This window comes from Marinomonas sp. ATLA20 (assembly GCF_057180105.1).
The window spans coordinates 1-11,698 of record NZ_JBXUKU010000013.1; the positions used below are offsets into that span (position 1 = coordinate 1).

An 11,698-nucleotide genomic window follows, 5' to 3' on the forward strand; every position below is an offset into this window, starting at 1 on the left:
CTGAATAGACACAAAAAAATCCGATTAAGAAAGCTTAATCGGATTTTCTGAGGCTATTCAATTAAATTCAACCCTTAAGTGAACAGCATTACCCTAATGGGTGGCTTTTCTAGAAACATTTCAAGCTACTCTTGCATATAGTCTTCTACTTTAGACTTAAGCTTCTGCCCAGGCCTAAATGTAACGACAGTACGCGCGGTAATTGGGATTTCTTCTCCCGTTTTAGGATTTCGACCAGGGCGCTGACTCTTTTCACGCACTTCAAAATTACCAAAGCCCGACAACTTAACTTGCTGCCTTTCGATTAGTGAACTACGAACTACATCAAAAAAACCTTCAACAAGATCTTTGGCATCTTTTTTACTTAGGCCAATTGAATCCACTAAATTTTCAGCAAGGTCCGCTTTTGTCAACGATCCCATAAACCTACCCCCTTACAACGGCTCCCAACTGCTCAGACAAGGCTGCAACAGTTTGTTCAACTGAGTTGTTCACTTCTTCATCACTAAGAGTGTGTGAAGGATGCTGCCACGTCAAGCCCAAAGCGACACTTTTTTTCGTTTCATCAATACCTTGGCCCTGATATACATCAAAAACCAACACATTTTTGAGTGCCTCACCCGCCGTTGCAGAAATCACCCTCTCCAACTCACTAACAGGCACAGAACGCTCAACCAATAACGCTAGGTCACGACGAACCTCAGGGAAACGAGAGACGGCTTCGTATTCAGGCAACTTCGCATTCAGTACAGCATCTAACGCAATATCAAATACATAGACTGGCTGATTGGCACCTAATGTCTTAGACAACAGTGGATGTAACTCCCCCATCAAACCAACAAACTTACCATCTAAAAAGATGTCTGCTGAGCGTCCTGGGTGCAAAAACTCGCAAGCTGAACGCTCGTAAGTTGGCTTACCACCATCATTTAATTCAAACAGAGCTTCTACATGCGCCTTCAGATCATAAAAATCGACCTTCTCGCTACCATGATACCAAGCTTCAGCATGACGAGTGCCTGCGATTAAGCCAGCTACTTGCTGCTGCTGATCCAAATCCGCTAATGCATCAACCGTACCAATAAAGCGACGACCTGTTTCAAACAAGCGAACACGGGACTGTTGACGATTTTGATTGTAAAGATAGGCTTTAACCAACCCTGGAACCAAACTTGGACGCATTACACCCATATCTGCAGATATTGGGTTTGCCAAAGGCACAGGCTCGATATTAGGCAAAAACTGCTTACTCAAGACAGGATCAATAAAGCTATAAGTTACTGCTTCTTGATAACCCTGCGACACTAAAATAGAGCGCATCACTTGAATCTGAGTTTTTGTTTCAGACAGAGGCGTAAAATTCACTGCCGCCTGAGGCATTGAAGACGGAAGATTGTCATAACCGTAGATACGAGCAACCTCTTCGATCAAATCCGCTTCTATTGCGATATCAAAACGATGTGATGGCGCTTTTGTCGTCCAAGCCTCATCTGTCACTTCAATCATATCTAGACCAAGACGAGTTAAAATATCCGTCACCAAGTCTTTATCGATAGACATCGCCAAATACTGATCAAGTTTTTTACGACGCAAAGTAACAACAGCGGCTTCAGGTAAAGACGACTCACTCACAGCATGAGTTATAGGACCTACTTGGCCGCCAGCAATTTCGACAACTAACGCAGTTGCTCGCTCTAAAGCTCGCTCCTGAAGCGTTGCATCGACACCGCGCTCAAATCGATGAGAGGAATCAGTATGCAATCCATAAGAACGCGCCTTACCAGCCAAAGCCAATGGCGCAAAGAAAGCACTTTCAAGGAAAATATCTTTTGTTGCTTCGTTAACACCCGATCCTTCGCCACCCATTACACCGGCAATGGCTAGAGGTGATTTTTCATCAGCGATTACCAAAGTATCTGAACGAAGTGCTACTTCCTGACCGTCAAGCAAGACGATTTTTTCATCTTTATCGGCCATTCGCACAACAATCGAGCCGGATAGATTCGCTAGATCAAAAGCATGCATTGGCTGACCCAACTCCAACATCACATAGTTTGTGATATCTACAATTGGGTCGATAGAACGAATACCACTGCGACGAAGCTTTTCAACCATCCACAAAGGCGTCTGAGCAGCAACATTGACGCCACGCACAACACGGCCCAAGTAACGAGGGCAAGCGTCTGTTGCATCGACTTTCACAGGGAAAGCATCACCAACAACAACGTCAGTTGGTGTGATTTCAACAGGCGTCACATCAGTCTTATTCAAAACCCCGACTTCGCGAGCCAAACCAGCAACACTTAAACAGTCGCTACGGTTAGGGGTTAAATCTACATCAATAACCTGATCATCAAGATTCAAAAAAGCGCGGAAGTCTTCACCTGCTTTCGCAATAGCTGGTAATTCCATAATGCCATCATGATCATCACTCAATCCCAATTCAGAGGCTGAGCACAACATACCAAAAGACTCTACTTGGCGAAGTTTGGCTTTTTTGATTTTAAAATCAGCCCCTAGAACAGCGCCAATTTTAGCAAAAGGAATTTTGATACCTGGACGCGCATTTGGCGCACCACAAACAACCTGAAAGATCTCCGCACCATCAGACACCTGACAAACTTGCAGTTTATCAGCATTCGGATGAGGCTCAGCTCCGACAATCTCACCCACTACCACGCCTGAAAACTCAGAGGCAACAGGCAACACTTCATCTACTTCAAGGCCAGCTAACGTAATCTGAGCAACCAAATCATCGCTACTGATGTCTGGATTGACCCACTCTCTTAGCCAATTCTCACTAATTTTCATAAAAACATCCTAGATCGACTGGTTACTTGAATTGTTTAAGGAAGCGCAAATCGTTTTCGAAAAACATACGAAGGTCATCTACTTTGTAGCGAAGCATAGCAAAACGCTCAACGCCCATACCAAAAGCAAACCCCGTGTATTTCTCAGAATCAATTCCTGACATCTCAAGCACTTTCGGGTGCACCATGCCGCAACCTAACACTTCCAACCAAGACTCTTCGCCTTTGCTATTGGTTCGCATGATATCCACTTCTATTGAAGGTTCAGTAAATGGAAAGTAACTTGGACGGAAGCGAACTTTCAAATCATCCTCAAAGAAGACATTCAAAAATTGCTGCAATATCCCCTTCAAATCTGCAAACGAAATATTTTCGTCGATCAATAGACCTTCAACCTGATGAAACATAGGTGTGTGAGTTTGATCAGAGTCGCAACGATATACACGACCAGGACAAATAATTCGAATTGGCGGCTGAGTCGTTTCCATTGTGCGCACTTGAACTGGAGATGTATGCGTTCTTAGTACGGTTGTTGGATTAAAATAGAAGGTATCTTGCATTGCACGCGCAGGGTGATGCGCAGGAATGTTTAGAGCTTCAAAGTTGTGATAATCGTCTTCAATTTCAGGCCCTGCAGCCACATCAAAGCCAATTCCACGGAAAAAGGTTTCAATACGATCCATTGTACGAGTCACCGGATGCAAGCCACCCACTTCCTGACCCTTACCAGATAAGGAGATATCGATCGTTTCTGTTGCAAGCTTGGCATCTAATGCTGCTTTAGCAAGTGATGCTTTTCGTTCAGTAATCTTTTCCTGAACTTGGTCTTTTGCTTCGTTGACCATTTGACCAAATTTTGGTCGATCCTCTGCGGAAACATTACCAAGCTGTTTCAACAAAGCAGTCAGAGCGCCCTTCTTACCCAAATAATGCACACGTACATCATCCAGCGCGGACTCACTCTCAGACGCAGCCACTGCGCTTAACGCATCAGCAAGAATCTGCTTTAGGTTCTCCATTTACACACTCCAAAAAATAAAATAGGGGAAGAACCATTGGCTCTTCCCCTATCAAAGACTGCATTGAGTGACTCTTTCTATTAAGATGAAATCTATCAAGATCGAATCACCCTAAGGCTACGTCAGAAATTAAGCCAAGCTTGCTTTCGCTTTTTCAACGATAGCAGCAAAAACTTCTTTCTCGTACACAGCTAGGTCAGCCAAAACCTTACGGTCGATTTCAATTGCCGCTTTTTTCAAGCCAGCAATGAAACGGCTGTAAGATAGACCATTGATACGTGCAGCAGCGTTAATACGAGCAATCCACAATGCGCGGAATTGACGTTTACGCTGACGACGGTCACGGTATTGGTATTGACCAGCTTTGATAACAGCTTGTTTTGCTACACGAAATACACGGCTACGTGCACCGTAGTAACCTTTAGCTTGCTTTAAAATCTTCTTGTGACGGCGACGAGCCTGAACACCACGTTTTACGCGAGGCATAATATAAACCTTATACTAATAAATTAATGAACTAAAAAAATCTAGACTTAGATGTATGGCAACATGCGTACAATTAACGCTTTGTCGCTTTGCGCAATCTGGTTCATAGAACGAAGATGACGCTTACGCTTAGTCGATTTCTTAGTCAAAATGTGACTAGTATGAGACTGCTTATGCTTAAAACCATTCGCGGTACGTTTGAAGCGCTTAGCTGCGCCACTGTGTGACTTAATTTTGGACATGATAAAACCACTCTCGCATTCGTTAATGTTAGTGTAATTTCTTAATAATTCGGCCTTTAAGAGCCGAAGCCCTTAAAGCCAATCTATTTAAAATTACTTCTTCTTTTTGGGGCCTAGCACCATCGTCAATTGACGACCTTCCATTTTCGCGGCTTGTTCAACTGCACCATATTCCTCTAAGTCTGCTGCGACTCGATTCATAAGTTGCATGCCAAGCTCCTGATGGGCCATTTCACGACCGCGGTATCGTAGTGATACTTTGGCCTTATCCCCGCCTTCAAGGAAACGTATCAGGTTGCGGAGTTTTACCTGATAATCCCCTTCCTCCGTCCCTGGACGGAATTTCATTTCTTTTACTTGGATCTGCTTAGCATTTTTCTTTTGAGCAGCTTTCGCTTTTTTCGCTTCAAAAATATGCTTACCGTAGTCCATGATTTTGCAAACAATCGGATCTGAATCAGCAATTTGCACTAAGTCTAAAGTAGCCTCTTGAGCTGCTTTTAGTGCCTCTTCTAGAGAGACAACGCCAACTTGTTCACCATCAGCAGCGATCAAACGCACTTCGGTAGCTCGAATGTTTTCGTTGATTAGAGGACGCTGCTTACTAGCGGCACGTCCACGATTCATATTACCTTTTATAGTACTATCTCCATTTCTTGTTTACGGCTACGGCGAGCAACTTCTTTTTGAAGTAAGTCTTCAAAATCGGAAATACTCATCACTCCAAGGTCATCACCGGTACGAGTTCGAACAGCAACCTGCTGTTGCTCAACTTCTTTATCACCGACGACGATCATGTACGGCACTCGTTGCAGAGTATGCTCGCGGATTTTAAACCCGATCTTCTCGTTTCTCAAGTCAAGTTTTGCTCTAAAGCCATTTGAATTCAATCTTTTTTCCAAATCAGCACAATAGTCTGCTTGGCGATCAGTAATGTTCATGATAACAACTTGTTCAGGCGCAAGCCAGACCGGAAAGGCACCTTCTGTATCTTCGATCAAAATACCAATGAAACGCTCAAGCGATCCAACAATCGCACGATGCAACATAACTGGTGTTTGACGAGAGCCATCTTCCGATACGTACTGCGCTCCCAAGCGAGTTGGCATCGAGAAATCAACCTGAATTGTACCACACTGCCACACTCGGCCAATGGCATCTTTCAGAGAAAACTCTATTTTAGGCCCATAAAAGGCACCTTCACCTGGCAACTCTTCCCAATCAAGCCCTGCAGAATCCAATGCTTCGGACAGCGCTTTTTCAGCCTTATCCCAAACTTCATCAGAACCAACACGTTGCTCAGGACGAGTCGATAAGCGATATACGATATTATCGAAGCCGAAGTCAGCATAAACTTCATGCAACAAATCGATGAACTCAGACACTTCCGACTGAATTTGACCTTCTGTTACAAAGATATGGCCATCATCCTGAACGAAGTTACGTACACGCATAATGCCATGCAATGCACCTGAAGGCTCGTTACGGTGACAGGAACCAAATTCGGCCATGCGAAATGGCAGATCACGGTAACTTTTCAGACCTTGATTATAAACCTGAATATGACATGGGCAGTTCATCGGCTTAACAGCATAATCACGATTCTCAGAATGTGTTGTAAACATATTCTCGTGATACTTACCCCAATGCCCTGACTTTTCCCAAAGCACGCGGTCAACGATCTGAGGTGTTTTCACCTCTTGATAGTTGTTATCAATCTGCTTCTGACGCATATATTGCTCAACAGCTTGATACAATCTCCAACCTTTCGGATGCCAAAACACCATACCAGGCGCTTCTTCCTGCACATGGAAAAGGTCTAATTTCTTACCCAACTTACGATGATCGCGCTTTTCAGCCTCTTCGATTCGTGTCAGGTAAGCTTTCAATTCTTTTTTATCGTTCCAAGCTGTACCATAAATTCGCTGCAACATTTCATTATTGGAGTCGCCACGCCAATAAGCGCCGGCCAACTTCATTAATTTGAAATGACGCAATACACGAGTGTTTGGCACGTGAGGACCACGACACATATCCATGTATTCTTCATGATTGTACAACCCAACCTCTTTGACTGACTCATCCATATCATCGATCAAAGCGACTTTATAAGATTCACCACGATCAACAAACTGTTGACGAGCATCAGCAATAGGCGTCATTTTTTTCACGACATCGTAATCGGCTTTAACCAATTCACCCATGCGCTTCTCGATTGCCACTAAATCATCCGGTGTAAAAGGACGCTCATATGAAATGTCGTAATAAAAACCTTCATCAATAACAGGACCGATTGCCATTTCGGCTGTCGGATACAACTGCTTAACCGCATGCCCAACTAGGTGAGCAAACGAGTGTCGAATAATCTCTACACCTTCAGGGTCTTTACCCGTAATGATGCTCAACTTGGCGTCATCAGAAATAAGTTCGCACGCATCAACAAGTTGACCATCTATGCGACCCGCCACTGTTGCTTTTGCTAAACCAGGACCAATATCCTCGGCGACTTGCATAACAGTTACTGGGTTTGAGAAAGAACGTTGGCTGCCATCAGGCAAAGTAATTACAGGCATTTTATTCCCCTATCGGAGTCAGTGGTGCTCCATACCAAAGAGCACATGTAAATTTCAGCGCATAAATTATCATTTTTCGATTATTCATGCGAATCTAATTTAAATACGCCTTTTTTCTGCATGTAGCGGCCATCAACAAAAATCAAGCCCTTTTTCTGTCATTAAGCCATAGACATTCTCTGTACGCAGAGTAAAATTAGCATCCGTTTCACAAAGACTTCAATTATTAAAAGGCAATATGGATCTCAATAATCTTGACGACTACTGCATTGAGACGACTCAAGCAGAACCAGACCTATTAATTGAGTTGGTTGATAAGACCTACTCCGATATGGGCTACCCAAATAAGTTATCAGGAAAAACCATCGGCCGTACGCTGAAGCTTCTGGCAAAAATAGCACAACCAAAGCGCGCTTTAGAAATTGGCATGTTTACCGGGTATTCAGCCCTATCTATTGCAGAAGGCATGCCCGCCCATGGTGAGCTTATTTGCTGTGAAACCAACCCAAGAGCAATTGAGTTTGCTCAGTCTTTTTTTGATCGCAGTGAACATGGCAAAAAAATTAAAGCAATTTTTGGCCCGGCACTCGACACGATCAATTCCCTTGAAGGGGAATTCGACTTTGTTTTTATTGATGCGGATAAGCGTAACTACCTAAATTACTACGAAGCAGTTCTACCGCTGGTTAGATCTGGTGGACTTATCATTATCGATAACTCCCTATGGCAAGGAAGAGTTCTAGATCCGAAAGAAAACAGCGATATTGCTGTCAACCAAGTCAACCGCCTAATCGCGCAAGACAATCGAGTTGAAAACGTTCATTTGAACGTGCGTGACGGTCTTAACATCGTCGTAAAACACTAACCCTATTTCTTATAAACCCCATTCACCTTTGGGTTACCTCAGGTGAATGGGGTTTATGTGCTATTAAAAAGATATTACGTAAGAGGCAGCGATTTTGGTCGTTTTTAAAATCACAAATAACATCTCCGGCAAACACTACATTGGAACGTCTTTCAATAGTGGCTTTCAGCGTTTTGAACAATACGTGGAAGCAACTAGCGAAGGTTTAGACTTTCCTTTATACAACGACATTAGGGAGAATGGCGTTGAAGCTTTCACAGTTGAAGAACTATTTGAAACAAGCGACAAAGAAGAGCTTTATGAGCTAGAAACGGACTACATCTCTATTTATAACGGCGAAAGTTTACGCGGTTATAAAATTGCTCAATCCGCAGAAAAAGCTACAAGCTTAAGCTTTGGTAAAAAAGCTCTGTTTGATGCCAATGGTGTATCGACTGCAGAACAGCCGAAAAAAACAAGAAAAGCGGCCACAAAAAAAACTGTCGAGCTTCCAAAAAAAACAATTGAACCAACACCAACTGCCAAGTCCTTCTTCGGAGAGCTTATCGGAGAAGAAAGACTAAGTGGTGCAGCTATTGCTAAAGAATCGGAAAAGAAAAAAGCACCAACCCGAACCAAAAGCAAAGCCAGCATACAGAAAATGCTCAGCGAAGCTGAAAAAGCTTCAAAAAAAGAGCGTGAAGAAAAGCTAAAATCACAGCAACAAGCTGAAGCAGATGAAATGGCCCTCATCATGGCAAAAATTGATGTAACATCAAAATCTGCTACATCAGCGTTCCGCCGTCGAAAAAGCTAAGCTCAAAAAATGAGACACAAAAAAAGCTCAGTTATTAATCTAACTGAGCTTTTTTATTAACCAAATACCGCCCATCCAAATAGATAAGCAAACAGAAAGCTAAGATCTCGCCTTTTTAAGCGTTTCCGAAATCATAAACGCCAACTCTAAAGACTGGTCCGCATTTAGACGCGGGTCGCAATGAGTATGGTATCGATCTGCCAAATCAGCTTCTGTTACTTCAAAAGCACCACCAACACACTCCGTTACGTTCTGACCCGTCATCTCAAAGTGAACACCGCCAGCATAACTACCCTCAGCACTGTGCACTTGGAAAAATTGCTGAACCTCTTTTAGTACATCATCTACACGACGTGTTTTATAGCCAGTAGAAGCCTTAACAGTATTACCGTGCATTGGATCGCTACTCCATACAACATTTTTACCTTCGCGTTGAATAGCTTGAATCAACTTAGGCATACCATCTTCAACCTTATCCGCACCCATTCGAACAATTATATTCAAACGACCCGCTTCATTATTTGGGTTTAAGACATCACACAGCCTTAACAGATCTTCTGGATCCATAGACGGACCAGCTTTCACACCAATTGGGTTTTGCACACCACGTAAAAACTCCACATGCGCACCATCCAGTTGACGAGTACGATCTCCGATCCACAGCATGTGCGCAGAACAATCGTACCATTCACCCGTCAAGCTATCTTTACGAGTTAACGCTTGCTCATAAGGCAACAACAACGCCTCATGGGAAGTATAAAATTCTGTTTCTTTTAACTGAGCCAAACCAGGACCAATACCACATGCCTCCATAAACTGAAGCGCATCATCTATTTTATCAGCCACCCCTTGGAAACGACCACCTGCTGGGCTGGCATTCAAAAAGTCTAAATTCCATTGGTGTACTTGATGTAAATCCGCAAAGCCACCTTGAGCAAAAGCTCGAAGCAAGTTCATGCTTGACGCACTTTGATTATAAACCTGAACCAATCTCTCAGGATCTGGAACTCTTGCCTGCTCAGTGAAATCAATACCATTAATAATGTCACCGCGATAGCTAGGCAATTCAATACCGCCAATTGCCTCAGTATCAGCCGATCTCGGCTTTGCAAACTGACCAGCCATACGGCCAACTTTTACGACAGGACATTTGCCTGCATAAGTCAGCACAACTGCCATTTGCAGCATAACTTTAAACGTATCACGAATATTATTAGCGTGAAATTCAGCAAAACTTTCAGCACAGTCACCACCTTGCAGCAAAAATGACTGACGATTAGCCACTTGCGCTAAGGCTTTTTTAAGTTGACGCGCCTCACCCGCAAAAACAAGAGGAGGCATTTTTCCCAATGTATTTTCAACCTGAGCCAAATGCTCCGCATCAGGATAAACAGGCTGCTGCAGCGCCGTTTTTTCTCTCCAACTTGTTAAATTCCAATGTGACATAATTTTCTACAACCTTATTCTTTCAATATTTTTTTGACGACATTAACGAGCAACAACCCAGAGGATTTCGGCATCCTTCTCAGATAAGGAAACCACCGCATGCCCCATAGTGGCATCATAATACACACTGTCACCTTCTTTTAATTCAATCGGTTCATAGAGTTCAGAGAAAAAATTAATTTTACCCCGCAAGACCAATAGAAATTCTTCCCCATCATGGCGAACCCACTCCTTAAACTCTGCAAAAGCTCGAGCCCTAACCGTTGTTTTAAAGGGCACCATTTTTTTTCGACTGATGGAATAATTTAGCAGCTCATGCTCATAGGTAGCCGTTGGGTGCGGTTCGCCTTTTCCTTTACGGGTAACATCTCGACGCCCAGCAATAGAATGCTCACTCGCCTCAACAAAAAGTTGCGGCAAATCCATTTCCAGACCATTAATCAGTTTCTGCACAATAGTGAAGCTAGGCGACACTTGGTCATTCTCAATTTTCGACAACGTTGACCGAGCAATACCCGTTCTTTTACCAACCTCTTCAAGCGTCCAGCCTTTCGCCAAACGAATTTCTTTCACTCGCTTACCAAGCTCTAACGGCTCAACAAAGTGATCTGGATCTGACGCAGTTGCAGTTTCTAGTGACGGACGACTAACCATAATTTACCAATACTACTGTTATATAAGAAACCAATTCACTTCTAAGACTTTAGCAAAGGCGACATTGCCGCCAAACAACGGGTGAGATCAAATCCTTTACCTGAAACATAAGACATCAGATCACTAGAATCAGCCCCCTTGCCACTCTCTAACAACAACCACAACACAGAGGATCGAGTACCCGTACGACAAAAAGCCAGCGTTTTCTTATCATCAAGCAAAGCCCCTCCCTGAAGATCTACATGCTCTTGAGATAATGAAGATAGATCCATTGGATTACTAACATACTCCATTCCTAACAACTCAGCTGCAGCACGAATACTTTGCCCAGACGGCTGATCATCAGACTCAGCATCAGGGCGATTATTAATAATTCGTTCAAAACCCTGTGATTTAAGCATAGCAAGATCCGCCTCAATTAATTGTGGCGCCACAAAATAAGACTCATCAAGCTGAATAACATTAATCATGATTTTCTCTCTTCAATCAACTTAAGAACGATACAATACTTTTATAAGGTGAAAACCAAATTGCGTTTTAATTGGCCCTTGTATTTTATACAAAGGCCCACCAAAAACAGCCTTATCAAACGCTGGCACCATATCCCCCTTACGAAACTCGCCAAGGTCACCCCCCTTTTTTCCTGACGGGCAGGTAGAAAACTGCTTAGCCAATTTATGAAAGTCAGCCCCTTTATCCAGCTTCAACTTTAAAGATTCAGCTTCCGCTTTCGTCTTAACCAAAATATGACACGCACTCGCTGTCGACATTCACACCCCAACCATTCAAATAAACTAGATAAAACAT

The 11,698-nt window shown here is 43.2% G+C and carries 13 protein-coding genes; 2 read left to right on the forward strand and 11 right to left on the reverse strand.

The genetic code is table 11. The annotated features are described in order from the left end of the window. Positions 1 to 125: 125 nt before the first annotated feature. The 7 genes from AC2A4J_RS17405 to thrS form a co-directional block, all read right to left on the reverse strand. A complete protein-coding gene (locus AC2A4J_RS17405) occupies positions 126 to 422 on the reverse strand; it encodes an integration host factor subunit alpha (protein ID WP_012070280.1) in 297 nt (98 codons plus the stop codon). Positions 423 to 426: 4 nt separating this feature from the next. After that, positions 427 to 2,811 (reverse strand): phenylalanine--tRNA ligase subunit beta, encoded by a 2,385-nt coding sequence (gene pheT, locus AC2A4J_RS17410; RefSeq protein ID WP_484176929.1) that lies wholly within the window; start codon positions 2,809 to 2,811, stop codon positions 427 to 429. Between the two features lie 22 nt (positions 2,812 to 2,833). Next, the gene (gene pheS, locus AC2A4J_RS17415) at positions 2,834 to 3,829 is read right to left on the reverse strand and encodes a phenylalanine--tRNA ligase subunit alpha (protein ID WP_255824984.1); all 996 of its coding nucleotides are present in this window, start codon (positions 3,827 to 3,829) and stop codon (positions 2,834 to 2,836) included. A 129-nt stretch (positions 3,830 to 3,958) separates the two neighbouring features. Then, on the reverse strand, positions 3,959 to 4,315 hold the full coding sequence (gene rplT, locus AC2A4J_RS17420; protein ID WP_024023333.1) for a 50S ribosomal protein L20: 357 nt from the start codon (positions 4,313 to 4,315) through the stop codon (positions 3,959 to 3,961). A gap of 47 nt (positions 4,316 to 4,362) precedes the next feature. Further along, complete coding sequence (rpmI, locus tag AC2A4J_RS17425) at positions 4,363 to 4,557, reverse strand: 50S ribosomal protein L35 (protein WP_012070284.1); 195 nt, start codon at positions 4,555 to 4,557, stop codon at positions 4,363 to 4,365. 93 nt (positions 4,558 to 4,650) lie between these two features. Beyond that, complete coding sequence (gene infC, locus AC2A4J_RS17430) at positions 4,651 to 5,184, reverse strand: translation initiation factor IF-3 (RefSeq protein WP_113916037.1); 534 nt, start codon at positions 5,182 to 5,184, stop codon at positions 4,651 to 4,653. 8 nt (positions 5,185 to 5,192) lie between these two features. Further along, on the reverse strand, positions 5,193 to 7,130 hold the full coding sequence (thrS, locus tag AC2A4J_RS17435) for a threonine--tRNA ligase (protein ID WP_484176930.1): 1,938 nt from the start codon (positions 7,128 to 7,130) through the stop codon (positions 5,193 to 5,195). 238 nt (positions 7,131 to 7,368) lie between these two features. On the opposite strand from thrS, the gene AC2A4J_RS17440 reads away from it, so the two are divergent. Both AC2A4J_RS17440 and AC2A4J_RS17445 read left to right on the forward strand, forming a co-directional pair. After that, on the forward strand, positions 7,369 to 7,995 hold the full coding sequence (locus AC2A4J_RS17440) for an O-methyltransferase (protein WP_484176931.1): 627 nt from the start codon (positions 7,369 to 7,371) through the stop codon (positions 7,993 to 7,995). Between the two features lie 94 nt (positions 7,996 to 8,089). Further along, the gene (locus AC2A4J_RS17445; RefSeq protein WP_255824991.1) at positions 8,090 to 8,791 is read left to right on the forward strand and encodes a GIY-YIG nuclease family protein; all 702 of its coding nucleotides are present in this window, start codon (positions 8,090 to 8,092) and stop codon (positions 8,789 to 8,791) included. A gap of 99 nt (positions 8,792 to 8,890) precedes the next feature. On the opposite strand, the gene AC2A4J_RS17450 is transcribed toward AC2A4J_RS17445, so the two are convergent. The 4 genes from AC2A4J_RS17450 to ppiC are packed head-to-tail and all read right to left on the reverse strand — an operon-like array spanning position 8,891 to position 11,661. Next, a complete protein-coding gene (locus AC2A4J_RS17450) occupies positions 8,891 to 10,237 on the reverse strand; it encodes a class II 3-deoxy-7-phosphoheptulonate synthase (RefSeq protein ID WP_484176932.1) in 1,347 nt (448 codons plus the stop codon). Positions 10,238 to 10,279: 42 nt separating this feature from the next. Next, entirely contained in the window at positions 10,280 to 10,891 is a 612-nt protein-coding gene (locus AC2A4J_RS17455; RefSeq protein WP_484176933.1) for a helix-turn-helix domain-containing protein, read from the reverse strand. A gap of 41 nt (positions 10,892 to 10,932) precedes the next feature. Beyond that, a complete protein-coding gene (locus tag AC2A4J_RS17460) occupies positions 10,933 to 11,361 on the reverse strand; it encodes a protein tyrosine phosphatase family protein (RefSeq protein ID WP_484176934.1) in 429 nt (142 codons plus the stop codon). Between the two features lie 21 nt (positions 11,362 to 11,382). Next, entirely contained in the window at positions 11,383 to 11,661 is a 279-nt protein-coding gene (gene ppiC / locus AC2A4J_RS17465) for a peptidylprolyl isomerase PpiC (protein WP_072840589.1), read from the reverse strand. Positions 11,662 to 11,698 lie beyond the last annotated feature (37 nt).

Excerpts from the sequence above, each read along its gene's own strand:
- pheS (WP_255824984.1), bottom strand. The coding sequence starts at position 3,829 with ATGGAGAACCTAAAGCAGATTCTTGCTGATGCGTTAAGCGCAGTGGCT.
- rpmI (WP_012070284.1), bottom strand. The coding sequence starts at position 4,557 with ATGTCCAAAATTAAGTCACACAGTGGCGCAGCTAAGCGCTTCAAACGT.
- AC2A4J_RS17440 (WP_484176931.1), top strand. The coding sequence starts at position 7,369 with ATGGATCTCAATAATCTTGACGACTACTGCATTGAGACGACTCAAGCA.
- rplT (WP_024023333.1), bottom strand. The coding sequence starts at position 4,315 with ATGCCTCGCGTAAAACGTGGTGTTCAGGCTCGTCGCCGTCACAAGAAG.
- AC2A4J_RS17405 (WP_012070280.1), bottom strand. The coding sequence starts at position 422 with ATGGGATCGTTGACAAAAGCGGACCTTGCTGAAAATTTAGTGGATTCA.
- pheT (WP_484176929.1), bottom strand. The coding sequence starts at position 2,811 with ATGAAAATTAGTGAGAATTGGCTAAGAGAGTGGGTCAATCCAGACATC.
- AC2A4J_RS17450 (WP_484176932.1), bottom strand. The coding sequence starts at position 10,237 with ATGTCACATTGGAATTTAACAAGTTGGAGAGAAAAAACGGCGCTGCAG.
- AC2A4J_RS17455 (WP_484176933.1), bottom strand. The coding sequence starts at position 10,891 with ATGGTTAGTCGTCCGTCACTAGAAACTGCAACTGCGTCAGATCCAGAT.
- infC (WP_113916037.1), bottom strand. The coding sequence starts at position 5,184 with ATGAATCGTGGACGTGCCGCTAGTAAGCAGCGTCCTCTAATCAACGAA.
- AC2A4J_RS17460 (WP_484176934.1), bottom strand. The coding sequence starts at position 11,361 with ATGATTAATGTTATTCAGCTTGATGAGTCTTATTTTGTGGCGCCACAA.
- thrS (WP_484176930.1), bottom strand. The coding sequence starts at position 7,130 with ATGCCTGTAATTACTTTGCCTGATGGCAGCCAACGTTCTTTCTCAAAC.
- ppiC (WP_072840589.1), bottom strand. The coding sequence starts at position 11,661 with ATGTCGACAGCGAGTGCGTGTCATATTTTGGTTAAGACGAAAGCGGAA.